21 protein-coding genes are annotated in these 23,554 nt (G+C 46.8%); 10 read left to right on the forward strand and 11 right to left on the reverse strand.

Annotated features, from left to right (window positions below; all coding sequences use genetic code 11):
• Positions 1-31: 31 nt before the first annotated feature.
• The 9 genes from JIN82_RS01075 to proS form a co-directional block, all read right to left on the reverse strand.
• A complete protein-coding gene (locus JIN82_RS01075) occupies positions 32-718 on the reverse strand; it encodes an SCO family protein (RefSeq protein WP_200309782.1) in 687 nt (228 codons plus the stop codon).
• Positions 702-1,511 (reverse strand): SCO family protein, encoded by an 810-nt coding sequence (locus JIN82_RS01080; RefSeq protein WP_200309783.1) that lies wholly within the window; start codon positions 1,509-1,511, stop codon positions 702-704. The genes JIN82_RS01075 and JIN82_RS01080 overlap by 17 nt, the downstream gene beginning before the upstream one ends.
• A gap of 6 nt (positions 1,512-1,517) precedes the next feature.
• Positions 1,518-2,432: a heme o synthase gene (cyoE, locus tag JIN82_RS01085; RefSeq protein ID WP_200309784.1), complete on the reverse strand. Its 915-nt coding sequence runs from the start codon at positions 2,430-2,432 to the stop codon at positions 1,518-1,520.
• Positions 2,433-2,701: 269 nt separating this feature from the next.
• On the reverse strand, positions 2,702-3,343 hold the full coding sequence (locus JIN82_RS01090) for an HAD-IB family phosphatase (protein ID WP_200309785.1): 642 nt from the start codon (positions 3,341-3,343) through the stop codon (positions 2,702-2,704).
• A gap of 12 nt (positions 3,344-3,355) precedes the next feature.
• Positions 3,356-3,811: a phosphoribosyl-AMP cyclohydrolase gene (gene hisI / locus JIN82_RS01095; protein ID WP_200309786.1), complete on the reverse strand. Its 456-nt coding sequence runs from the start codon at positions 3,809-3,811 to the stop codon at positions 3,356-3,358.
• A 48-nt stretch (positions 3,812-3,859) separates the two neighbouring features.
• Positions 3,860-4,522: a class I SAM-dependent methyltransferase gene (locus tag JIN82_RS01100; protein ID WP_200309787.1), complete on the reverse strand. Its 663-nt coding sequence runs from the start codon at positions 4,520-4,522 to the stop codon at positions 3,860-3,862.
• Positions 4,523-4,575: 53 nt separating this feature from the next.
• The gene (locus JIN82_RS01105; RefSeq protein WP_200309788.1) at positions 4,576-5,802 is read right to left on the reverse strand and encodes a bifunctional folylpolyglutamate synthase/dihydrofolate synthase; all 1,227 of its coding nucleotides are present in this window, start codon (positions 5,800-5,802) and stop codon (positions 4,576-4,578) included.
• Between the two features lie 12 nt (positions 5,803-5,814).
• Positions 5,815-6,645 carry an acetyl-CoA carboxylase, carboxyltransferase subunit beta gene (gene accD / locus JIN82_RS01110; RefSeq protein WP_200309789.1) on the reverse strand — a complete coding sequence of 277 codons (831 nt, stop codon included), beginning with the start codon at positions 6,643-6,645 and terminating at the stop codon, positions 5,815-5,817.
• A gap of 90 nt (positions 6,646-6,735) precedes the next feature.
• A complete protein-coding gene (proS, locus tag JIN82_RS01115; protein WP_200309790.1) occupies positions 6,736-8,253 on the reverse strand; it encodes a proline--tRNA ligase in 1,518 nt (505 codons plus the stop codon).
• A gap of 557 nt (positions 8,254-8,810) precedes the next feature.
• Between proS and JIN82_RS01120 the strand changes: the two genes are divergently transcribed.
• The 9 genes from JIN82_RS01120 (at position 8,811) to JIN82_RS01160 (ending at position 20,628) form a co-directional block, all read left to right on the forward strand.
• On the forward strand, positions 8,811-9,449 hold the full coding sequence (locus JIN82_RS01120) for an Amuc_1102 family pilus-like protein (protein WP_200309791.1): 639 nt from the start codon (positions 8,811-8,813) through the stop codon (positions 9,447-9,449).
• A 58-nt stretch (positions 9,450-9,507) separates the two neighbouring features.
• The gene (gene mul2B / locus JIN82_RS01125; protein ID WP_267906486.1) at positions 9,508-11,391 is read left to right on the forward strand and encodes an Amuc_1101 family PilM-like pilus complex protein; all 1,884 of its coding nucleotides are present in this window, start codon (positions 9,508-9,510) and stop codon (positions 11,389-11,391) included.
• 15 nt (positions 11,392-11,406) lie between these two features.
• The gene (locus tag JIN82_RS01130; protein ID WP_200309793.1) at positions 11,407-12,354 is read left to right on the forward strand and encodes an Amuc_1100 family pilus-like protein; all 948 of its coding nucleotides are present in this window, start codon (positions 11,407-11,409) and stop codon (positions 12,352-12,354) included.
• Between the two features lie 32 nt (positions 12,355-12,386).
• Positions 12,387-13,394: an Amuc_1099 family pilus-like system protein gene (locus tag JIN82_RS01135; protein ID WP_200309794.1), complete on the forward strand. Its 1,008-nt coding sequence runs from the start codon at positions 12,387-12,389 to the stop codon at positions 13,392-13,394.
• A 121-nt stretch (positions 13,395-13,515) separates the two neighbouring features.
• Complete coding sequence (locus JIN82_RS01140) at positions 13,516-16,086, forward strand: Amuc_1098 family type IV pilus outer membrane protein (protein ID WP_200309795.1); 2,571 nt, start codon at positions 13,516-13,518, stop codon at positions 16,084-16,086.
• A gap of 66 nt (positions 16,087-16,152) precedes the next feature.
• The gene (gene coaE, locus JIN82_RS01145; RefSeq protein WP_267906489.1) at positions 16,153-16,752 is read left to right on the forward strand and encodes a dephospho-CoA kinase; all 600 of its coding nucleotides are present in this window, start codon (positions 16,153-16,155) and stop codon (positions 16,750-16,752) included.
• 15 nt (positions 16,753-16,767) lie between these two features.
• Positions 16,768-18,066: a transcription termination factor Rho gene (rho, locus tag JIN82_RS01150; protein ID WP_234041685.1), complete on the forward strand. Its 1,299-nt coding sequence runs from the start codon at positions 16,768-16,770 to the stop codon at positions 18,064-18,066.
• A 147-nt stretch (positions 18,067-18,213) separates the two neighbouring features.
• A complete protein-coding gene (locus JIN82_RS01155) occupies positions 18,214-19,284 on the forward strand; it encodes a hypothetical protein (RefSeq protein ID WP_200309798.1) in 1,071 nt (356 codons plus the stop codon).
• A 51-nt stretch (positions 19,285-19,335) separates the two neighbouring features.
• Positions 19,336-20,628: a hypothetical protein gene (locus tag JIN82_RS01160; RefSeq protein ID WP_200309799.1), complete on the forward strand. Its 1,293-nt coding sequence runs from the start codon at positions 19,336-19,338 to the stop codon at positions 20,626-20,628.
• Positions 20,629-20,637: 9 nt separating this feature from the next.
• Here JIN82_RS01160 and JIN82_RS01165 read toward each other — a convergent pair whose 3' ends face one another.
• Together JIN82_RS01165 and JIN82_RS01170 are read right to left on the reverse strand one after the other, a co-directional pair.
• Positions 20,638-21,783: a hypothetical protein gene (locus tag JIN82_RS01165; protein ID WP_200309800.1), complete on the reverse strand. Its 1,146-nt coding sequence runs from the start codon at positions 21,781-21,783 to the stop codon at positions 20,638-20,640.
• Positions 21,776-22,936, reverse strand: a complete 1,161-nt coding sequence (locus tag JIN82_RS01170; RefSeq protein ID WP_200309801.1) for an HlyD family secretion protein — start codon at positions 22,934-22,936, stop codon at positions 21,776-21,778. Before JIN82_RS01170 ends, JIN82_RS01165 begins: the two co-directional genes overlap by 8 nt.
• Before the next feature lie 159 nt (positions 22,937-23,095).
• Between JIN82_RS01170 and JIN82_RS01175 the strand changes: the two genes are divergently transcribed.
• A partial coding sequence (locus tag JIN82_RS01175) for an ATP-binding cassette domain-containing protein (RefSeq protein WP_200309802.1) occupies positions 23,096-23,554 on the forward strand: 459 nt, incomplete at its 3' end.

A 23,554-nucleotide genomic window follows, 5' to 3' on the forward strand; every position in this document is an offset into this window, starting at 1 on the left:
CATGCCTAGGTATTAAAGTTGGATAGTTAGGTTAGTTTGCTAGGCACCATTCGATGTGCTTAACGAGCTTGTCCTTTTCGTACGCGTAACGTTCAGGCTCTTTGCTTTGATCGATGTTAAAGAGGTTGAACATGCCGCGCATTTGCAGTTCATCATCAAATACGGCGATGCGCATGTCGTGGGCGATTTGCCCAGGTGTGGCGCTTTTTTCAAAGCGGTTGTATTTCAGCTGATCCTGTCCGTATTCTAGCAGTTCATCTTTATCGGTACGCATCAGCCACCATTTTGAGGTATCAATGCTGAGCTGGTTAGAAAAATCTGCCATCCACTCTGGGGTATCCATTTCGGGATCAACCGTGATGCTAACAATGTGAAATTTTGGGTTGTCTCTGAACATTTCCTGAAGCTCGCGCAATACGATGATGTTGTCTTTGGCGCATTCCGGGCAGCGGCTGTAGAACTGGGCAAAGACCCAAACTTTGCCTTTCAAGTCTAGCAAGTCGACGTCTTCGCCAGCTTGGTTTTGCCCTTTGAGGCTCTTGGTGAGTGTGGTGTAGATGTAGGGTTCACCGACAACTTTGGCTTCCACAAGAGCTACGGGTTCTTCCGCTTCTTTGAAGCTGTCCGCGCGCTGGCTGAGGTAGAATCCAGCTAGGATTCCGATAGAGATGACAGCTACTGAGAAGTAGATGAGATAGATTTTACTGCTTAGTTTCATCGTTGGCTAACTTTCCGGGTTGAGATTCGTTGAGGACGTAGTCGAGGTTTTTGCGAAGTCTTGATTCAAGAAGTTCGATTGCTTTGAGGTAGTAGTCAGCACCGTCAATTTTGGCTTTTTCAGGATTTGCTGCGACAATATCTTCAGCTGATGATTGTGCGATTAGAGCGTCGTCAAAGGCGTATTGTTGGCGGATATGGCGCTCTGAGTCGACCATGGTTACCATGTCTGGGAATGTCCATTTTTCGCTGGCGTCAGCAGCTTTCACTTTCTCGACAAAACCCTGGCGCAGCTGGTTTTTTCCATACTTGTGCATGTCCGTGGTGTTTTTAGAGGTAATGATCCACCATTTGCTAGAGTCGATATTTAGCTGATCCGCAGCGGCTTTTAGTTTCGCTTGCGTCATGCCGAGGTCTTCACCTTCCACGCTGATGCTAACAAACATGACTTTGTCATTGTCGGCGTAGTCTTTGGCCAGGCGCTGCATTACCTCTAAGCTAACATTGCGTTCATCTAGCTGGCTGAGGGCGATGGGTGAGGTGAACCAGACTTTGCCGACTAAGTCGTCGATAGAGACGACTTTGCCATCTTGGTTGATGAAGCTGAAGTTTTGTTTGATCTCAGCTGAGATCGGCGGTCTATCAGGGTGTTGTTCGTCGGCGTGTTTGATGTATTGCTGGATGATGAGCCAGCCGCCAATGATCATGACAACAACAAGAATAACGACGGTGCGTAGGATTTCTGCGTTGTTGCGTTCAGCTGGCTCGAGGCCTTCTAAGTGGTCTAACTTCATGGGAAATTATTGGGTGAGTGAATTCCAGCTCACTGCTAGCAGCGTTAAGCCGATTGGCAAGTAGAGTAGGGTGTATAAAAAGAGTTTTCTGGCTGCAGGACGGTCGCCAGCTTTACCAAATTTCATGGCTAAGATGACCATGTAGATGCCAGCTAGAGTGCCGCCGATGGCAAAAGTTAGGTCGCAGTAGCCACGCAGATAGGCAAATGGCCCGAGCGCTGCGATAGCCCAGCTGAACAGAACTGATAGGCGGGAGGAGAATTTTCCTGAGACATCACCATTGGCCCACATGACGTAGCCAGCGTCTTCGTATTCTTCGCGGCACAGCCAGTTGATGGCAATGAAGTGAGGCATTTGCCAGAGGAAGAGCACGGCAAAGAGAAACCATGAGCGTTCGTCGAAGACGTTGCCGCCAGCTGCTGCCCAGCCAATCATTGGAGGGATGGCGCCGGGAATACCGCCCATGAGCGTATTGGTGCTGCTAGTGCGTTTGAGCGGTGTGTAGAGAAATACGTAGGTGCCGAGAGCTGCAGCTGCTAGGTAGGCGGAGCTTGGGTTGACCTTGATCGCTAGATGGATGATGCCAAAGGCGGCGAGCGCCCAGCCGATGCCAAAGGCATTGACGGGAATCATGCGTCTAGCTGGCAGCGGGCGATCTGCGGTGCGCTCCATGCGCGCGTCTTCTTCGATTTCCATCAACTGGTTAAAAGCAGCTGATCCGAAGGCGGTGCAGGCGGTGCCGAGGATGGTGTGAAATAGTAGCCAACCGTCGAAAATCCAGTCGCCGTCGTGCAGGTATCGTGAACCTAATAAGAAACCAAAAAAATTGGTCAGCACCACGAAGGTGTTGAGGTTGAGTTTGGTCAAAATCGCCAAGTCGCTACGTAGTGTAGGCGGTTTGTTCTTTTTCTTCCGTCCCATAATGGAGCCGTGTGGGTGAAATCGTTAGCCGTGAGCCAGCGAGGCTGTGGGCTTTCTGGCACTGACGTAAACGATGATGGACTAGCCTGCACGCAAAATGTGAGCAAAAAATGCGATAATACGTGAAATGGTTGTATAGCCGAGCGGGGGATAGCTTTTCTAACTTAGCTGCTTAGAGTCTATCGGGCGGTGATTGATTTCGCAGAACAAAAAAAGCTGCAGGGTAAGCACCCTGCAGCTGGATAGAAAATGAGTGAGCTAGAATTGGTTTATCCTAATCCTTCGATGATGGCTGGGATCTCATCGATGGCGTAAACGAAGTGCTCAGCGGCAGCTTTGACCTTTTCACGCGGTGTGTAGCGGCCAAAGCCAACAAAGGCGTCGACTTCTGAAGCCGTTTCGAGATCGGAAACTCCATCACCGACCATGACGATGGCGCTTGGTTGGAATTCTTCTTTCAGCTGCTTGATGATCTCAGGCTTGCCACCATTGCGGGTGGTTGGGCTGGCAGTGAAACCAGCGTAGCTGCCGTCATCATTGAAGTGAAGCGGTACGGCCTCGATGCGATCAATACCTAGCAGGTCAGCGAGTGGCTGAATCGGATAGATAAATCCACCTGAAATAATGATAGGTGTCCACCCTTGCTCGCGCAGTGCGTCGATGGTCGCCTTGGCTGTTGGCTCGATTTGATCGATGTACAGCTGGCCGACGGCATCAGCAGTGGCGCGATCTGGCTGGATGATGTCGAGGCGTTTGGCGAAAATTTCGTCAATGGCAACTTCACCATTCATCGCCGCATGAGTTAGGGCGACGACTTCTTCAAATACAGCGTCACCTTTGCCGCGTGCCAGCTCGTCGATGCCCTCAATAGCGGAGAGGGTAGAATCGCAGTCAAAAACAATAAGCTTCATGATAGAAGGGGATTATTTTTTACCGTAAACGGCGTCCGGATCGAAGCTGAGCTCGGTCTCGGTGAAAGTAAGTGAGGCTGGCTGCTCTTTGACCGGCATTTCTACCTTACGATAGAAGCAACCGCTACGGCCAGTGTGACAAGCACCTTCGCCGAGTTGGTCAACGTAGAGGATGATAGCGTCTTGGTCGCAGTCAGTTAGGATTTCGTGCACTTTTTGGATGTGACCTGAAGTAGCGCCTTTGTGCCAGATTTCCTGACGTGAGCGAGAATAGTAAACGGCTTCGCCGAGTTCGAGAGTCATCTTGAGAGATGTCTCGTTCATGTAAGCGAGCATGAGTGGCTCCTTGGTCTTAGCGTCCATGGCAACGGCTGGAATGAGTCCGTCGGCATCGAATTTAGGTGAAAAAACAGGCTTTTCCTCGAGGGCTTTTTTATCCCCACGGTCTCCAAATGTGATCTCAGACATGCAGCTCTTTATCGTTATACAGGGCGATGGTCAAGTAGCTATCCGTGGCTAGCTGGGGCGGGTGAAATGAACTCTAGCTTGCTCGGCTTCGTCGGCGTTGTTAGGTGGAATTGGATGATAGCTTTTCAGCTCTAACCCACATTGCTCAAATAGCCCGATTTCCGCTTGGCTCAGCGGCCAAGGTGGGCCAGCTGGTTGGTTTTCATCTGGGCGCAGCATGGTGATGAGAAGCAGCTCGCCAGCTGGTGCGACGAGCTCTGCAATCGCCTGGATGGTGCGCGCTCGCTCGCTGAGTGGCAGTGACTGGATGGTGTAAATTTCCAACACAAAGTCGTAGCGCGGCTGGATGCTGCTAGGTAGTTCAAACAGGTCAGCTGTGAGATAGTTGACTTTTGTTTGGGGAAAGCGCTCTTTGCACCAGTTGATGGCGTTGTCTGAGATGTCAAAGGCGGTGCAGTTGTATCCTAGCTGGGCGATCGCCTCGGCATCATCGCCAAGTCCACAACCGATGATCACGGCTGATAGATCTTGCGCTGGTGATTGTTTATCTAGCCACGGTTGTAGAATCGGGTGAATGCCCATTTTTGCCCATGGCACCTCGTCGCTATTGCCGTCAGCTGATTGATAGACTTTATCAAACCAGCCAGTTAGTGACCCTTCCGCTAGCGATTGATGAGCTAATGATTGTGCTTTTGTGCGATGATCATCCATGAGCAACATCTATCATTGCGGGGAAATTTGGCAATGAATTCTCTAGATGATAGCTACTGGCTAGATGGACGTGTGGCGGTGCCGGTGAGTTCGGCTTTGGCCTGGCCAATGAGAAAGAGTGAGCCGCAGATGAGTACTGGGCTGGCTGGGTTCTCGGTGGCTGCTGCCGCTAGAGCTGCTGAGAGGTTTGGGTGCTGGCTGGTATTACTGTCAGCTGGGCAGGCGGCGGCGAGCTGTTCTGTGCTTAGCGCTCGCGGTGAGTCGATGGGGCACAGGTGGATGTGGCTGGCGATTTTGTTAATCACCTCTAGCACGCTGCTGATGTCTTTATCTTCTACGGCGCTGAAAATGATGGTAGCTGGTTGGTTAGGAAATTCTTCTAACCAAGTATCCACGAGCGTGCCAGCAGCTTGTGGGTTATGAGCGCCATCGAGAATGAAGTGGCGGCCAGCAGAATCTGTGATTGGCTCGAAGCGTCCGGGCCAGCTGGTATTGGCCAATGCCTGTCTAACGCAGTCGACGCTGATAGGTAGCTGCAATGCGTGGCAGGCATGTAGAGCGAGCGCTGCATTTTCCCGCTGGTGAGGACCTTTTAAGCTGAGTGCGTAGCCGTTAATCGGCTCGGTGATGAACTCAATAGGAGCGCGCATCTCGCTAGCTTTTTCCTCTATCACGGCGTGAGCGAGAGCTGACTGGCGAGCTGAAATGACGGGGTTTGAGCTGGTGATGATGCCGGCTTTTTCCTCGGCGACCTTATCTAATGTATCACCCAAATATTCGCAGTGGTCTAGCGCGATGGGAGTGATGAGATGGAGGTCCGCTGGCACGGCTGTGGTGGCGTCAAGTTTGCCGCCCATGCCCGTTTCTAGAATGATAATTTCGCATTCCCGCTGGCGGAAATGTTTCATTGCCACAGCTAGCGTGAGCTCAAAAAATGTGGGATGGTGTGGCCAGCTAGCTACCAACTCACGCAGCTCGGTGAGTGAATCGGCGACGGTTTGCTGTTCTATCATCTCACCGTTGACGCGGATGCGTTCGCGGTAGTCGATGAGGTGTGGCGAGGTGAACAGGCCAGTTTTTCTACCACAATGGCGGGCCAATGAGTCGATCATTGCCGAGGTCGATCCTTTGCCGTTAGTACCGGCAATGTGGATGACTTTGGTTTCGGCTTTTGGCATGGCTAGGTACTCGCGCAGTAGCCTGCGCGGAGCGTCGAGCCCTAGCTTGATGCCAAATTGTTGGGTGGCGTAGAGCCAATCGATCGACTCTTGGTAGTCCATTAGCCGCTGGAGTTAGTCGTTCAGCATGTAGCCGAGCAACTGAGTGAGTTTGTTGCGCATGTCGCGGCGCGGAGTGATGTCGTCAATCAGACCGTGTTCCATCATGAACTCAGCAGTTTGGAAGCCAGGAGGCAGGTCTTGGTGAGTGGTTTCTTTCACCACACGTGGGCCAGCAAAGCCGATCATGCATTTTGGTTCCGCTAGGTTGATGTCGCCGATGGTGGCAAAGGAAGCGGTCACGCCACCAGTAGTTGGGTGGGTGAGGATGGAAATGTAAGGAAGCTTAGCTTCGGCGTGGCGGCCGAGAGCGGCGCATGTTTTAGCCATCTGCATGAGCGAGAGCATGCCTTCTTGCATGCGCGCACCTGATGATGCTGAGATGATGATGACGGCGCGTTTTTCTGCAGTAGCTAGCTCGATGGCTTGGGTGATTTTTTCACCAACGACTGAGCCCATGGATCCAGCAAAGAATTTGAAGTCCATGACGGCGATCACAGCTGGCTTACCGCCGATGCTGAGTTTGCCGGTGACGACACCATCATTGAGGCCAGTTTTTTCGCGCAAAAGGTCGATTTTGTCCTCATACTTGGCAAAGCCGAGTGGATTTTTTGAGAACATGTCAGCGTTCGTTTCTTCGAATGAGCCGGGGTCTGCGAGGAGTTCGACGCGGTCGTAAGCACCCATGAGGAAATGGTGGTCGCAGCTTGGGCAAACAAAGTGATGTTGTTTGAGGTCTAGCGTGTGAATCATCTCAGAGCACTCTGGGCACTTGGTCCAGAGGTGGTCGGGCATGTCCTTGAGGTTGCTTGCTTTACGCAGTGATGGTTTCTTGAAGATCGCCATAGCGGTATGATGTTAATGCGGTTCTATTAAAAACAGAATCGAAATAATTGGGAAAATGAATTTGTTTGGGGGTTTTGTTCAGCTGAACGATTAATAGCTACGGCCCCAGAGCGCGCGCTGAGTAGTTGGTTTACCAGTAAGGATGCAGCTAGCTTCGGCTTCTTCTTGCTTGTCTAGAGGCATGCAGCGGATGGTGATTTTGAGTCTTTTTGAGAGTTCTTCTTCTTGTTCGCGAGTGGCGTTCCAAGGAGTGAGCAACCATCCTGGCTGGTCTTGATCCCAGTGTTTTTCGAACTCAGCGAGGTCTGAGCACTCGGCGATGTTGGTATCGCGCAGCTCTGTGGCTTTGTCCAGTAGGGTATTGTGGATTTCCTGAAGAATGTCTGGCACCTGCTGGATGAATTCTTCGCGCACAACGAAGTTTTTCTCCATCACGGCTTGGTCGCGGCGCTGTAGGCATACTTTGCCACCTTCGACGTCACGTGGGCCGATTTCGATGCGGATTGGGGCACCTTTTTTCACCCATTCCCATTTCTTAGTACCGCCACCGATTTCACGTTGGTCAACGTGAACACGGATTGGTGAACCTTTGTAACACTTGTTGCGCAGGATTTCAGCCAGCGCGTTGCAGCTGTCGAGCACGGCGTCGCGGCTGTCTGCTTTTGGTGTCACTGGGATGATGACAATCTGGTGAGTGGCAACAGCTGGCGGCAGTACGAGTCCGTCGTCATCTGAGTGCGCCATAATGAGCGTACCAATGAGGCGAGTAGAAACACCCCATGATGTGGTGTGGACGTGTTCTTGTTTACCTTCGCGGCCAGTGAAGACGATGTTTTGCGCTTTGGCGAAGTTTTGACCGAGGTAGTGAGAGGTGCCCGCTTGGATGGCTTTTTTATCCTGCACCATAGCTTCTACGGTGAAGGTATTTTCAGCGCCTGGGAATCTTTCAGCTTCGGTTTTCTCACCTGGAACTACTGGGATGGCGAGGTGGTCGCGCAGGAAATCTTCGTAAAGTTTGTGGATGAGTTTGGTTTCTACCAATGCTTCATCGCGAGTTTCGTGGGCGGTGTGGCCTTCTTGCCAGAGGAATTCTGCGGTACGCAGGAAGAGACGAGGACGCATTTCCCAGCGCATCACGTTGGCCCACTGGTTTACTAGTAGTGGCAGGTCGCGGTAGCTTTCGATCCAGCGTGAGAATGCAGCGCCAATGATGGTCTCTGAAGTTGGGCGAATGACGTATGGCTCGGTAAGTTTGCCAGTTGGCACCATCTTGGTTTTACCATTTTCGTCTTTCTCAGCTTCTAGGCGGTGGTGAGTAACAACCGCACACTCAGTGGCAAATCCTTCTGCGTGCTCAGCTTCTTTTTCTAGGTATGAAAGAGGAATGAGCAGCGGGAAATAGGCATTTTGGTGGCCAGTAGCTTTGAATTTAGCGTCCAGCTGGCTCTGGATGTTCTCCCAGATTCCGTAGCCCCATGGCTTGATGACCATGCAGCCTCTGGTCTCAGAGTTTTCTGCCATGTCGGCGCTTTTGATAACCTGTTGATACCACTCTGGGAAGTCGTCGCTTCTTGTCGGCGTGATTGCTGTCTTTTGCTGCTTGGCCATATCAGATGCTAAAAATCATAATTTGACGCCATTCTCAAGTGTGATGTGTAAGAAAGGTTGGGTGTTAGGTGACTTTGTTACCCTCGGGGGGGATGGTTGGGCAGTTATCGAGATGCGCGAAGCGGGATGTCATTGGATGAGGTGAGCCATTTATAAGACCCGTTTGACTTTTTTTGTGACAGCATTTGTATGCGCGCGGGTGAGCATTTTTGTGCGATGTGTTCAACCCGCGGGTATTTTCTACAAGACACGTTGATCAGATAGAGCGATTAATTAGACGTGTCGGTTAGCCTGAAATGTGCACTTTTCGCCAAGTTTGAAATGTTTGTTTAGCTGCTTTGAAAAATTAGATAGCTGCTGGGAAATGGCTATCAGAAGTCAATTGAAAACATTTTCAAATGCGTCTCAATCTTTTGTTTGATAGTGTGTTAACCTATGTATCAGTATGTGTTTTGCGGGCTTGTTAGTTCGGCTACTACAAAAAATCTTAAATCTTTCATGCTTTCTTCTCGCCAAGAGGGGTTTGCATTGAATAGCTTCAATCAAGCTAGAAAATTATGAACATCTCCACACCTTTTTCAAAGAAGTTTGTCAGCCTGTTATTTGCAGGTGTCATGGCCGTTCCAGGTTTAGTTTATGGCCAGTCGTTTAAGATCGATGCTACCGATCCTAAGTTTGATTCTCTTGATTCTCCAGAGTTTGGTGGAAATACAGGACGTAAGAAATTTAAGCCTAAAAGCTGGCTGGAAATGGAAGTGAAACTGAATGTTTCCGCTCCTGAGTCTATCGCTAAAGATGGTTATGTCGATGGCGTGACTATTAAGTGGTATGTCGCCGCTAAGGATCCAGCTCAGAAGGGAAAAGGTTACATCCTGTTGGAGAAGCAAGTTGAGTATCTTAACATCCCAGTAGGAGAAGATATTTATGCGTCTGTCTATTTATCTCCAGGTGCTGTTGAGCGCTTGAGTGGTAGCAAGCGTGCTAGCAAAAGCGTCATCGAAGTCGTAGGTGGCGAAATTCTTTTCCAGGGCCGTCTGATTACTCGCTTCACCTCTAAGAGCATGGGGAGCAAGAGTGACTGGTGGAACTCTGGCAACCTTTCCCGCATGGATGGAATCCCGTTGCGCAATAAGAATGAGACTCCATTCAAAGCTCTGTGGTGGGACCGCTACGCTGAGATCAAAGATGAGAAGTAGTAGCTGATATTTTTTTAACAATCGCACATACACACATAAATTAACGACTAATAATCATATGGCTGATTCACAGGCTACCGTTGCACTGAACATAGGTTCGCAGCGCGTCACAATGGGGGTTTTCGAGCCCTCCAAAGGAGGGGGCTTAATCTTGAAAAAGTTCGAGGCTACTTCAATCTTGGCAGACCCTGCCATGGAGATGTCTCGTCTCCCTCAAATTCGCATCGCGATCTCTGAGTTGGTCCAGAAGTTGGGCCTCAAAAAGAGTAAGGTTAAGTACAGCATTTCAGGACAATCTGTATTTACTCGTTTTGTTAAACTCCCTGCGCTGCAGGATGACAATATCGAGCAATTGGTAACTTTTGAGGCTCAGCAGCACGTTCCTTTCCCTATTGATGAAGTCATTTGGGATTGGCAGGAATTGCCAAGTGTTGGACCTGAGAAGGAAGTTGTTATCGTAGCAATCAAAGGCGACGCTCTCAATGAGATCAACGATGTTGTTGTTGAAGACGGTCTTTCTACAGTGAATGTAGATGCTTCACCAATGGCGATCTACAATGCTTTCCGCTACAACTATCCGGAGATCACTGAGTCAACATTGCTGATTGATATTGGAGCTAAGACTAGCAATTTGATCTACACAGAAGGGGATCGTTTCTTTACCCGTAGTGTGCCTGTTGGTGGCGCGTCTATCACGACTGCTATCGCTAAAGAGTATGGTGTTAGTTTCTCTGAAGCTGAAGCCCAGAAGACAGCTAACGGGCTGGTTGCTCTGAATACAGCTTACACATCACAGCTGGATGAGGCGACTGCCGCTCTGTCTATTGTGATCCGCAATGCGCTGGCCAAACTGCCAGCTGAGATTGCGCGTACAACTAACTACTATCGCAGCCAGCATGGTGGTGCTGCCCCACAGCGTATCATTGTAGCTGGTGGTGGAGCTAACTTACGCTACGTCACAGATTTCCTGAGCGACAAGCTGCGTCTGCCAGTTGAGTTGTTCAACCCAATGAAGCAAGTTTCAGTAGGTTCAGGCGTGAATGCTGAAGCTATTGCTAGCGACGCTCACACAATGGGTGACCTTGTTGGTCTTGCTCTGCGTGGTGTGGATAAAGCACCGCTGAAAATTGACCTTGTACCTGATGCTGTTGCGCATGAGCGCGACATTCAAAAGCGTAAGCCGATGATGTTAGCTGCCGCTGCTGTGGTGCTTGCTGGATTTGGTGCTTGGGCTGGTCATCAGATGAGCATGAATGCTAAAGCGCAAGATCGTTACGACGATATTGCCGCTGAGGTAGAAGAGCGTCAGCAGTACGCAATGCCGCTGGATGGTTTGAATAGGAATGCTGAAATTATTGCCAAGTTTGGTGCGCAATACTTAGAGGCTGAAGATGCTCGTACTGGCTGGATCAACCGCTTTAACGATCTGACTAAACTATTTGCGCACGATCAAGTGTGGTTATTTGACGTCAGCCCAGTATCAGGTTGGGATCCTAAGCAAGGAGAAGAAATGGTGCTTAGCCCAATTGTAGCTAACGATTTCCGTGAGAAAACCTATGGGATGTCATCATTGGCTCCATTGAATGCAGCTCCAGCTGGAAGACAGCGTGGTGCTAGAGGTTCTCGTAATAATAGAAATGCGGCTGGACCAGCTGCGGCTAAAGGTCCAAAGAAAATCGATGCGCTTCGTGTGCGTGGATTCTGGCGTGGTAGCCGTGGTTTTGGTGAAGTTTACGAGTTGGTAGACAAACTTAAGAATAGCTCGACTGAATTCAGCTTTAAGATCGAAGGTGAGAAAAGAGGTGAGATGGTAGAGCTGGCGCGTGATGATAAGCGCATTGTTCGCAGTAACCAAACAAGCCTAGATGAAGGGAATTACGCAGCTCCGTTTGAGCTGATCTTGCCAATAGCTGAGCCAATTAAGGTTCCAAATAATAACTAATTAGATTTTAAGACAATGAGTTGGATTCAAGAAAATAAGTTCACAGCTGGCTTGCTAGGCGTAACGCTAGCAGGAGCCATTGGTTTAGGAGCTCTTGGTTATACTAAATCAAGCGCGACGGCAGAAATCGTCGGCGAGTGTGAAGAATTGCAGTATCAATTAGATGATTATCAAAATGCGTCTATCTACCCTGATGCGGAGAATTTAGAAATTCGCCGCGAAAAGGTAAATGAGTTCCGTGATGCAGTAGCTGATATTCAGGCTAAGATGTTAGCTTACCGTCCAGAGAAATCTGAAAAGCTAACACCAGAGCAGCTCAGCGCCAAGCGTGTTGAGATCATTGATGCCATCGGTAAGAAATTTAAAGCTAATGGTGTAGCTGTTCCTGAGAACTCTCAGTTTGGTACTGAGCGGTTTGTTGGTCAGGTTCCTAGACCAGAGGCAGTTGCCTTACTCAACTATCAGTTTGGTGGTATTGAGGCGATACTGAATGCTCTAGCTGATTCCCGTCCAAAGGGATTGGTGAATGTCTATCGTCATCAGCTAGATGTTGAGACTGGCCGCAAGGCAGCTAATAAAAAGCCAGGTGTCTATCGTGCAATGCCAGTCGAAGTTACCTTCCGTGGCAACGAGGAGAGTGTACGTGAGTTTCTATCAAAAATAGCAAACTTAGAAAGTCACTTCGTCGCTGTGCGCAGTGTTCGTCTGACAAACCAGCGCACTCGTCCACCGCGTGTTGATGACGCTGAGTTCAAAGTAGTAGAAGAGGATGATGCCGCTGATCTATCAGGCTTTGAGGGATTTGAAGAAGATGGTGAGGTCACCGAAGAGGTTGTTTCAGTAGATGTGACACCAGGTGAGCGAATCCTCAAGCAGGTGCTCGGTAGAGAGCAAGTTTACGCGCATGTTCGCATGGATATTTTGTTATTCCGTAAAGGGATTGATATTCCAGAGATTAACTAACCCGTTAGAAACCAGTATAGAGAATTAACAAAATGTCTTGGGTTGAAGAAAATTACGAAAAAGCTGCACTAGGAGGTGCGCTAATCATAGCGTTAGGCTTAGGAGTTGGCATCGCAACGGATGACCGCTTGGATGGTATCATGGAAGATGCCTCCTTCACTCGCAAGAGTGAGACGAGCCTAGAGCAGATGAATGTAGCTACTGAGGTGATTAAAAGCCTCAGCACGGAGCATACGCTGAATAAAGGTGACTACGATGGTCGTGAAGTCGATCTCATGGTTGGTGTCCCATTGTTTGTCAAAAAGGGCGTGGAAGAGCCAGTGGATCTATTGAAGAGCGCTGAGCAAGTGCACCCTGGTATGGAAAATACTTGGTGGCTGGATAATGAAATTGATCCTGGTTATGTGAATTCACCTGACCTTGATGCTGATGGTGATGGGTTCAGCAACCGCGAAGAATACGACGCGCAAACTAATCCAAATGATCCAAATTCATATCCAGAGCCTATCGTTAAGCTCGCCGCTGTTGGCGTTGAAAAATTTGATATGGCAATGTCGTGGTCTGACTTTGGTGGTGGATCATACCAGTTCCAGATGAAAACACGTGGTGCTGATCGTCCAGCTCGCAAGGTGGTGAAACCTGGTGAGATCTTCTTTGATGATGGCTCATTAATGGCGGGACGTTTCAAATACGTTGAGCGTATTGTGAGAGACGTGGAACATCCACGAACAAAGGTTGTGAATAAGCAAACTTTCCAGAAAGTGGAAGACCTCAGCGAAAATAAGCGTGGTCGTATCTATGAATTTGGTAGAAAGCCACAGCTGATTACGGATTACACTGTTGAATTTCGTCTCAACGCGCTGGGTAAATCTGGCGAAACGTTCAAGATTCAGGAGGGGGAAAGGTTCTCATTACCATTCAGAGCAAAAGCTAAAGAAAAGCCATATTTGTTAAAATCCGTCGATCCTAAAGCCGGTATCGAGATCGAATACAAGGCTGGTGATGAAATCAAAACGATTAACTTAAATTTCCCGAAATAAAGACAAACCCCTAAACTAACTCGTATTCGGGGTGATGCAAGCGGATGACGGAAAAATAATTCATTTTTCTGAAAAATAGGCTTCCCATCACCCCACTAATTACCCGAGAGTATATTTAATCATGGAAAACACACAGACTCATAGACATTGCAAAGCTATTGCCAAATTGATGGCAGTTGCTGCAGTCATGCCTGTCGCTATCTCTGTGGCTACTGCTGGTGACAGTGGCTACACTTCTGGCGGCGGTGGAAGTACATCGAGCATGGCTCGTGCTGAGATTGCTCGTCGAGCAGGCCTCGTTCAAGATGCAGACGCAGCTCTCTACGCTGGCCGTCAAGCATACGCTAACAAGGACTACGAGACAGCAGTAGCCGAGTACCGCAAAGCAGTAAACTTACTGCCTCCTGGTCCAGCACTCGCTGACCGCAGAGCTGATTACAATGCTCACCTCGGTGACGGCGTATCAGCACTTGCACAGCAGTACCGCCGCGTTGGTAAATACGACGAGGCTCGTTCACTTCTCGAAGAAGCTACAGAGTTAGATCCTGCAAATTTCAATGCTAAGAAGCAATTAGCTTATTTGGATGATCCTATTCGTACCAATCCTTCTTTGACTTACGAGCACACTCAGAACGTAGATAAAGTTCGTCAGTCACTATACAAAGGTGAAGGTTTCTTCAACCTTGGCGATTACGACAAAGCTGAGGAAGAATTCAAAAAAGTTCTTCGTGTAGATAAGTATAACATCGCAGCTCGCCGCTGGATGGAACGTGTGGATTCAGCTCGTTCTGAGTACTACCGTTCAGCATACGACCAGACTCGCTCACACATGCTTGCTCAGGTTGACAAAGCTTGGGAAATTGCAGTGCCTGCTGAGAATGCAAATATTCCTACATTAGACGGTCTTGATATGAATACTCGCAGTGAGGGTGTTCTGTATCTCCGTAACAAGCTGGATAACATCGTTATCCCAATTGTTGATTTCGAAAATACTTCTGTTGAAGAAGCTATTGATTTCCTACGTATCCGCGCTCGTGAGCTAGATCTTACTGAGACTGATCCTACTCGTAAGGGCATCAACTTCATCATCCGTAAGCCTAAAGGTGGCAGCGCTACTGACGCAGGTGATGGCGATGATTTGCTCGGTTCAGACATCGGTTCTGCGCGTATTCCTTCACTGAAACTTCGCAATGTGCCTCTCGGTGTTGCGTTGCAATACATCTGTGATTTGACTCGTCTTCGTTACAAGGTTGACGATCACTCAGTTTCATTGCTGCCAATTAACAGCCTTGAGACAGATGAACTCTACTCACGTACATTTGTTGTTCCTCCTGATTTCCTAGCTAGAGTTTCTGCAGGTTCAGCTGGTGACACTGTGGATGATGATCCATTTGCCGCTTCATCTGGTACAGGTGGTGCAGCTCTAGCTCCGCGTAGGTCAGTAAAAGAGCTTCTCTCCGAAAAAGGCGTAAGTTTCCCTGATGGCGCGAACGCTAACTATGTTGCTGGTGGTAGTCAGTTGATTGTCTACAATACACTCAATAACTTGGATGTTATCGATCAGCTTGTGCAAGCGATGCGTACCGAAGGTGGTAAGCAGGTTCGCATCATGACTAAGTTTGTTGAAATCTCTCAGGAGAATACAGATGAACTTGGCTTTGACTGGATTGTGACTCCGTTTGCCCTTGGTGGTGACGGCTACATCGGTGGTGGTACTACAGGTAATGGTGCGCAACGTGTTACTGGTGACTTCACAAGCGTGAATGGTCGCTCGATTGCAGGCAACCCAGTTACGAATATCAGCACATCTGGTCTTCGTTCAGGCGATTATGCTATCTCTCGCAACAGCATTGATGCGATTCTGAATAACCCAAACCGTAATGCTCAAACCAATAGCGTTGCTCCTGGCATCATGTCTCTGACTGGTGTATGGGGAAGCGAGCAGGTACAGATGATCATGCGTGGTTTGGCTCAGAAGAAAGGTTCTGACGTGATGACTGCTCCTAGTGTGATTGCTCGTAGTGGTGAGAAGGCTAGCATCGAAGTGATTCGTGAGTTTATCTACCCAACTGAGTACGAACCACCAGAACTTCCAAGTTCAGTAGGTTCATCAAGCTTTGACGGTGGCCTCATTGGTGGTTCATCATCAAGTTTCCCAGTGACTCCAGCTACACCAACTGCGTTTGAGACACGCAACACAGGTGTTACTCTGGAAATCGAGCCGACTATTGGACCTGATAACTACACTATTGATCTGCGTTTTGCTCCAGACATTACTGAGTTCGAAGGCTTCATTAACTACGGTAGCCCAATTCAGTCACCTGGTCAGGATGCTCTTGGTAATCCAGTTTCCGTGACTATCACAGAAAACCGCATTGAAATGCCAGTGTTCTCCACTCGTAAGGTGACAACAGCACTGACTATCTATGATGGTTACACTGTGTCAGTTGGTGGATTGGTTTCTGAGTCCGTTCAGAACGTAGAAGACAAAGTACCTATATTTGGTGACCTTCCATTGGTTGGTCGTCTGTTCCAGTCACAAGCTGAGAACCGTATTAAGAGTAATTTGATCGTCTTCGTGACAGCTCAAATCATTGATGCAACTGGTCGTCCGATTCACGGCGACAGTGGTGATGCCGCCTTTGGCGACGCTGCAGCCCTTGATACAGTAGGTGTTTTACCTGGTAAGTAATCCAGGCATTCACTGTTAAATTTTCCAAGCGAGGTAGCTAGCTACCTCGCTTGTTTATTTTATATGATGAAGGTTTTAGCTCTCACTGGAGGTATAGCCTCAGGCAAATCATCAGCGCTCGATTTGATGCGTCAGATGGTTCCTGAATTTGCAAGTTTTGACGCGGATGCCTCAGCTCGCCATTTGCTTAGTCAGACAGATGTCATTGACCAGCTCGCATGCTTGTTTCCTGAAGCAGTAGTTGAAGGGAAAATTGACCGCTCAGTTCTTCGGCAGATTATTTTTTCGCATCCACCAGCTAAGCAGAAGCTTGAGTCCTTGCTTCACCCTTTGATCAGAAAGGAATGTCTTGCATCTTTAGCGCAGGCACGTAAAAGCGGTGAGGTTCGATTGTTTGTTGCTGATATCCCACTGTTCTACGAGAACCAATTTCATTTTGGCCAAGAGTATGAACTGCTTATCGCAGCAGAGCCAGAGTTACAAATTCATCGATTGCAAATTAGAAATGGCTGGCAGCGCGCTGAAGCGCTCGCTGTTATTGAGGCTCAGATGTCATTAGTTGATAAAATCCAGCTGAGTAAATCTGTGATTTGGAATCAGTCAGGGTTGGATTCACTCCAACTGCAACTGAAGATGTTCCTCAAACATATCGGAATTGAGAATTAGTTTACAATAATGACAATGGACAACGAAACTCCTACAGAGGCAGCTGAACAAAAGTTGATTTTACCTGAACACGTAAATGTCAACGAGTACCGCATGAAGCCATTGGGTGAGATTTACTCAATGCTGGAGTCGTACCCAGTACGTATCCCGGCTAATGCTTCCAAGAGCCAGCTGCTATTTGAATTGTTCGCATTTTTAGCCAAAGAGGGAGTATCAATCGACGGTGAAGGTGTCATTGAGCAAGCTAAAGATAATTACGCGATGCTGCGCGACCCCGCAAAAAGCTTCAAAACATCCCCAGATGATCTCTACATGAACGGTCAGTTCATTCGTGAGTATGACCTGCGTGTAGGTCAGAAAATTAAAGTTCAGCTTCGTGCTCCTCGTGGTCGTGATAAATACCTCACCGTAGTTAACCTGCTAGAGATCGAAGGAGTGCCAGTAGATCAATACGAATCACCCCAAGACTTTGACCGGCTCACTGCGATGTTTCCGGATGAGCGCATCGTGCTAGAAAATCCAGAAACTGGACCAGCTGTGCGTGTTTTAGATCTGGTAGCACCGCTTGGCAAAGGTGGTCGAGGATTGATTGTAGCGCCGCCTCGTGGAGGTAAGACGATCTTGTTGAAGCAAATTGCCAAGTCTATCCAGCTGAATAGTCCTGAGGTCAAATTGATCATTCTCTTGCTTGATGAACGTCCTGAGGAAGTTACCGATTTTGAAGAAAATGTTTCAGCTGAAGTCTTCAGCTCAACCTTTGATGAACCATCAAAACGTCACGCTCAAGTTTCTGACCTAGTCATGGAGCGCGCCAAGCGCCTAGTCGAGCAAGGCGAAGATGTTGTTCTCCTGCTCGATAGTTTGACTCGTCTAGCCCGTGGCCATAACAACAGCCAAAGTGGCGGGCCTATTGGCTCAGGTGGTGTCAGCCCGGCAGCACTTCAGAAAAGCCGTAAGTTCTTTGGCGCTGCTCGCAACGTCGAAAATGGCGGGAGCTTGACTATTCTAGCTACAGCCCTCATTGAAACAGAAAGCCGTGCCGACGAAGTCATCTTTGAAGAGTTCAAAGGTACAGGTAATATGGAGGTGCGTCTAGATCGTGAGTTAGCTGAGCAACGCATCTACCCAGCGATTCACATCCCGCAGAGTGGAACACGTAATGATGACCGTCTCTATCACCCTGATGAGATGCAAAAAGTTCTACAAATCCGTCGCCAGCTAGCCTCTCTACCTATCGGAGACGCCATCCAAGTTTTAATTAAAAATCTAAATCAAACGACCAGTAATACAGAACTTCTTCTCAGAGGTCTCTAGTATTCAGATTTGTATGTTTAGAGCTCAGATAACAGAAATAATACACATGATGCGGATTGCCGCTTGACTTATCTGTTGAGATTTAGAGTCTTCATCTACGAACAAAATTGCGCCTTCTCAGTCGCATTTTAGTACACACTAATAATTATGAAAAAGAGATCTTATTTGTTTATGTTATTATTGGCGCTGGCGCCATTTTTCACAAACTGCGGAGGAGGTGGCTCAGATGAGTTTGTTATTCGACCGCTTAGTATGAACGGCGTGACCATACAATTTAATGGTGGAACTCAATTAAAGTTCACTAGATCAAATGATACTATTGGAGTTGGTGAGATCGGGGCCATGGAGTTTGCTGGTACAATGGGCATTGCTGCCACAGATAATGGCTTAACGAATCCTTTTTATGATCTTTATTGGCCTACAGCTATTCCTCCAGGTACTAGTTATACCTATGAGTGGACCGAGTTAGATCCTAGTCAGACTGGAGGCAATAACAATACAAGTATCACTCTTAGAATTACATCTACTGGTTATACAGAGGTAAGATCCTTCCCTGAAGGCCCTGCTTATACTATCCTTGCAGCAGCGAACGTAACTCCTACGATCATGACTATGACTTTCTCTACTTCTGGTGGCGGTGTTATCGATAATACTCAAGTGTATTTTGATGACTCACAAGCCAACGAATTTGATAGTTTAGCAGGTCTAACTAAAGATATTCGTGAAGGAATTCAGTCTCTCGATAAATATGGACGTGCACTTACCCCTGGTTATAATGATACAGAATTTGTACCTTTCGTAACAGAGTCGCTTGTAGGAAAGCGTGTGAGATTTAGCTATGCTGATGGTGTCAGAGTGTATGTGACAGCAGACGGTGCAGACGGTTCAACTAGCGGTATTAATGATGAGTTTACTGAAACTTGGGAGGAAGGGGTTTTGACTTACATCCAGTACGATAATCCAGCCAATCCTGATGACGATCAGAACATGATCGTTAACGATCAACGCAGATATAGATGGACTGTAGCTACTGATTTTGGACCAAATCCTCAGACATCTACCTTAATTATTTATGATACTGTTGCTCCAGGTGTTAATGATGTAATTACTTGTGAATGGACAACTCGCAGTGACTACGGTGCTGGCGGTACGTTTACTTTGAATAACCCTAATTCAGATTATGATGGCTTAGAAGCTAAAGCTGAATTTGTTCATTAATTAGATAGCTGATTAAGTTATCAAAAATATTATTTAGCACAGCAGGCTGGGATGAATCTTTATAAATCTCTGTTTTGCTGTGCTATTTTACTTTTGACAAGTTCCTGTGCGCGCAAGGATTTTGTTAAACGAATAGGAGTGAGCTATGACGAGGTGCTCGACTCTAGGTTGGACGTAGACAAGTCATACGATACAGTTCCTATATCTGTTCTAGATTGGGATGAAGCCTATGAGAGACTGTTGAAGCACAATGCTTCATATAAGCAGTTTTCATACTCAATAACATCATTAGAAGAAGAAAAAAAGAAGCTATTAATTACGGAGCTCTCTCCTTCTGTGTATAGCTTCGTTGGCTTAAGCCAAGGGATTAGTAGTCTTGCAAATATTTCTAGTGACGATATAAACGCTAGGTTTGTAGTTAGTTTTAGGATTCCCAATCCTATACATTTATATTCTAAGGCGTATACATACGAGTTGCAGCTATACCAGATGACACAAAATCTGGAGCTAACAAAGCGTAGGTTGACTGTTTCTCTCTTTAACTTATTTCTAAGACAGGCAGCTCTAGCGAAGCAAGAGGTGGAGTTGCGGGAGGACGAGCAAAAGGCTAAACTTTTGAATCCTGAATCTCAGATTAAAGCTTTAATCTCAGCTAAAAAAAAGGCCCTTGATATTGAAGACGCCAAGAAATCCCACCGGATTGCAATCAATACTCTATTAGGTTCAGTTGGGGGGAATTGGTATCTTGATTATAAAAGTTTACCCAAAGTTTCGTATGCCTCGAAGCTTGATCAGATGGGCGTTGAGGATGGCTTTGGCTTACTAGCTCTGAGAATATCAGCTGTGAACCTAGAAGCTTCATTGCTCGGCCTTAAAAGAGCTAAAATGGACATTTTGCCTGACTTTAACATAGGTATCAATAATCCGACACTGTATTCATCTGATTCTAGCTCAAGTTTTGCCTTGGACCCTAAAGAGATCGATATGTACAGCTCGATGAGTAAATCATATCGCTTCGATGGTTCTTTTTCTAAAAATTTAAAGAGTGCTGAAGATAGGGTGGCGCTTACTAGACAGCAGCTTAAGCTGAATATGGAATCCGAAAACGTTAGGGTGGAAAAGGTAATTGCCACATACCGTTTACTATTGGAGCAAAAAATGAACTTGGAGACGGAGTTAGCCCTTAGAAAAAAACAGATACCTCTGAGTGGCGCTGTTGATGGCGTAATAGCACACTGGAAATTATTAGATCAAATTGGTGAATCAATTGAAGGTGTTAAAAGGCAATTGCAGCAAATAGATCTAGAGTTTTGGGTCTGGGATGATCCGGCTTGGAGCGATTGAGAAATGCAGTTATTGCAGTATTTTACCAGTAGGTTTTCTGAGGCCTAAAATTACAGGGATGGTGGCGAGAACAGCTCCACTAACCATAGCTATGGATAGTGCGATGATGTCAGCATTTTTTATATTCAACTGGCTAACAGCTTGGAGAGGTAGTTCAGGAGGGATGTAAGGACGTGCTTGCTCGAGTAGTAAACGCCATGTATTAGCTGTGAGATAGATCCCCGAACTCACCAAGATCAGGTTCTCTATAAAACCATGTGCTATAATCTGTTTACGGGTAGCTCCGAAGCTTCTCAGAAGTGCGTATAGATAAGCTTCTTTTTCATATTCTAATACAGAAATGTTACCTAAAATAAGCGCTAGTATGATCGCTACAAAGACGATGATAATAGCCCTTATTTTAATTTGAGCTGTTTCCAGGTCATGGATTGCTTTGAGTATGTCAACCGAAGAGTCTACTTGAACCGTACGGTTTTCAGCTCTAAAAAAGGCGTCTACTATATTCTTTGTTTTTGCAACTTCTCGCGAGTTAGGTGCTGTTATAAGTGTAGTGGATGAATAGCCTTTTAGTAAAAGAGGGTGCAGTAGGCTGAGTGGTGCGTAGATCACCATGTCATCTCTTATTGTAGAGGAAAGCCAGTCCGGCATAAGACCCGGTTTGGCATACAGTGTCTTATCGTGTAACTTAAATTCAGTTAAATACTGATCCGCTGAACTGTTACTTAATATATAGATTTGAGGCTTATTATCAGCAAGTAAGTCTGGTAAACCAGCAATATTTCCGTGTGATGTAAACACTGGAACTCTTCTTCCGGCTAGTAACTCAGCGCTGCTGAATGGTCTTAGCAAGGTTGTTGAGTTTATTTCAGGGGCAATTTGTTGCCAAATCTCATTTTCGTGTGCGCTTGCGAGGAGTTGATTTTGTGCATTAAGGTTACGTACGGTTTCAGTTACCGTTATCGTTCTAATGCTTCGCTTCGATAATTCCTCTGTTAATTTATCCTCTAATGCTGAGAAAAAGACTAGAACTAGTATTGCCAGAAGGCTTAAGAGTGCTGGGATGAATACTTTTGTTAAGGGGCTAGCTGGATGTTCTTGCCAGCGATTCAGAGTATTTTTCCATAGATATGAAGGAACGAGTAAAATTTTATTCATCGTCTGAATCAGGTCTAGATACCGCGAGTAGTTGAGCTCCATTCTGGACCAGTGTGCTTTCAGGCCACAAGTGCTTCACTAACCCTTGCCATCCTTGTTGGTCTAATACGTCTGGAGCTAAAGATATTATATCCTGTTTTCTTACAATGTAGCAATTCTGTCTGAGGTTTCTGTGGACGTTGGCCAAGAATTCACCATTGACGGCGTCCTTGGCTTTTTTGATATCCGCTTCTATAACATTGAAGATGTGAATTTGCTGCCTGCGGTTTGCGTTGACGTCTGTTTCGGTATGAGAGAACTTACCCCTTATCATGCCTTCTGGTGCTCCTTGGTTGAGAGTACTGATGAAATCAGTTAGGTCGCTGGCTCCCAGAATAGGAAGGTCACTAATCAGGTGTATACTAAAATTTGAATCATCAACTATCTCGGCGATTGTCTCGTTAGACTCTAGCCATATTTCTATTTCTTTTTGCTCGCTGCTGGCTTGATCCCATTTTTCAGCTATTTGAGAACTGTTGAATTTAATACGGCCATCGAATGGGGCTTTGATGTTGTTTGTTCGCTTTAATTTTTCGAATTCGAGTTCGCGTTTCTGAAAACTAATTCTAGCTTCAGCTAGTTTCTGATTACGTTTTCTTTCCAGGTTTTGAGGGTTTATTTTAGTGTTAAAGATATCTATTTGTTTATCTATCTGGTTAACAGCTTCTTGGATAGAGGCTTTTAGTTCTGCTGAAGTTAGCCGACTGTCCTTTAAGATAACCTCAAGTTCTTGCTTTTTAACTAAAAGTTCTGATAGACCTTCGGCTAGCTGTTTTCTAGAATCAATAACCTCCCATTTAGACTCCGTGTTAAGAGTTTCTAGTTCAGCTCTGGCTAGTTCTAATGACTCCTGTTCAAGCTCTAGCCTCTTTTTGTCAACAATTGCCCAGACTTCACCTTTCTGGAGTTCGGCTCCGTCTTTGCATAAAATAGTAATCTCGCCATAAAGTGAATACTCTCTGAATGATTTAGGCTTAAGAATCGCCTCTGATGAAGTGATCCAAATCTTATTACTAATTGTATATTGGCTAAGTTTTGGAGTCGCGCCAAGGCTTACATCTGTGAGCAAGGTTGATAGTAAAATTAACGCAATGAATTTTATATAAGCTTTCATTAATGTTCTATTGATCTTGAGGGGGCTTATCAGATGCCGTTAAATTAAATATCAAGGCATATAGAATTAGTATTTTTGACTTTTTCTTAGATTTACTATTTAATTCTGATCAGGTTGCACGACTTCTATCCATACTATTAGCTGCTTTCAATACCGAAAATGATCAACTGTAACCACATCTATTACCGCTACCACAAAAAACAAGAATGGATACTTGATGATTTTAGCCATGAATTTAAGGCTGGGATCCATTTGATTAAAGGGTTTTCTGGCTGTGGCAAGTCTACTTTGCTGAGGATTATGGGGGGGTATTTGCCGGCTGATCGTGGCGAAGTATTGATAGGCGAGCAGCAAGTAAAGCCAGGCATTGATTATTGGCGTAGAGATTTGGGGTTTGTTTTCCAGCAGTTGAACTTGTTACCGCTGGCTAGCGTGAGCAGAAATCTAGAGCTGGCGGCGAGCTTGGCTGGACTGTCTCGTAAGGAAACGAAGGTGAGAGTCTCTGAATATTTGGCGAAGTTGGGGTTGGAAGGTTATGAAAAGCGTTTGCCGACTTCTTTATCTGGAGGTCAGCAGCAGCGCGCGACGATTGCTCGAGCGTTGATCAAGGAGCCAAGT

Origin of the sequence: Persicirhabdus sediminis, assembly GCF_016595495.1 — a bacterium.
In the GTDB taxonomy this organism is placed as follows: Bacteria; Verrucomicrobiota; Verrucomicrobiia; order Verrucomicrobiales; family Akkermansiaceae; genus Persicirhabdus; species Persicirhabdus sediminis.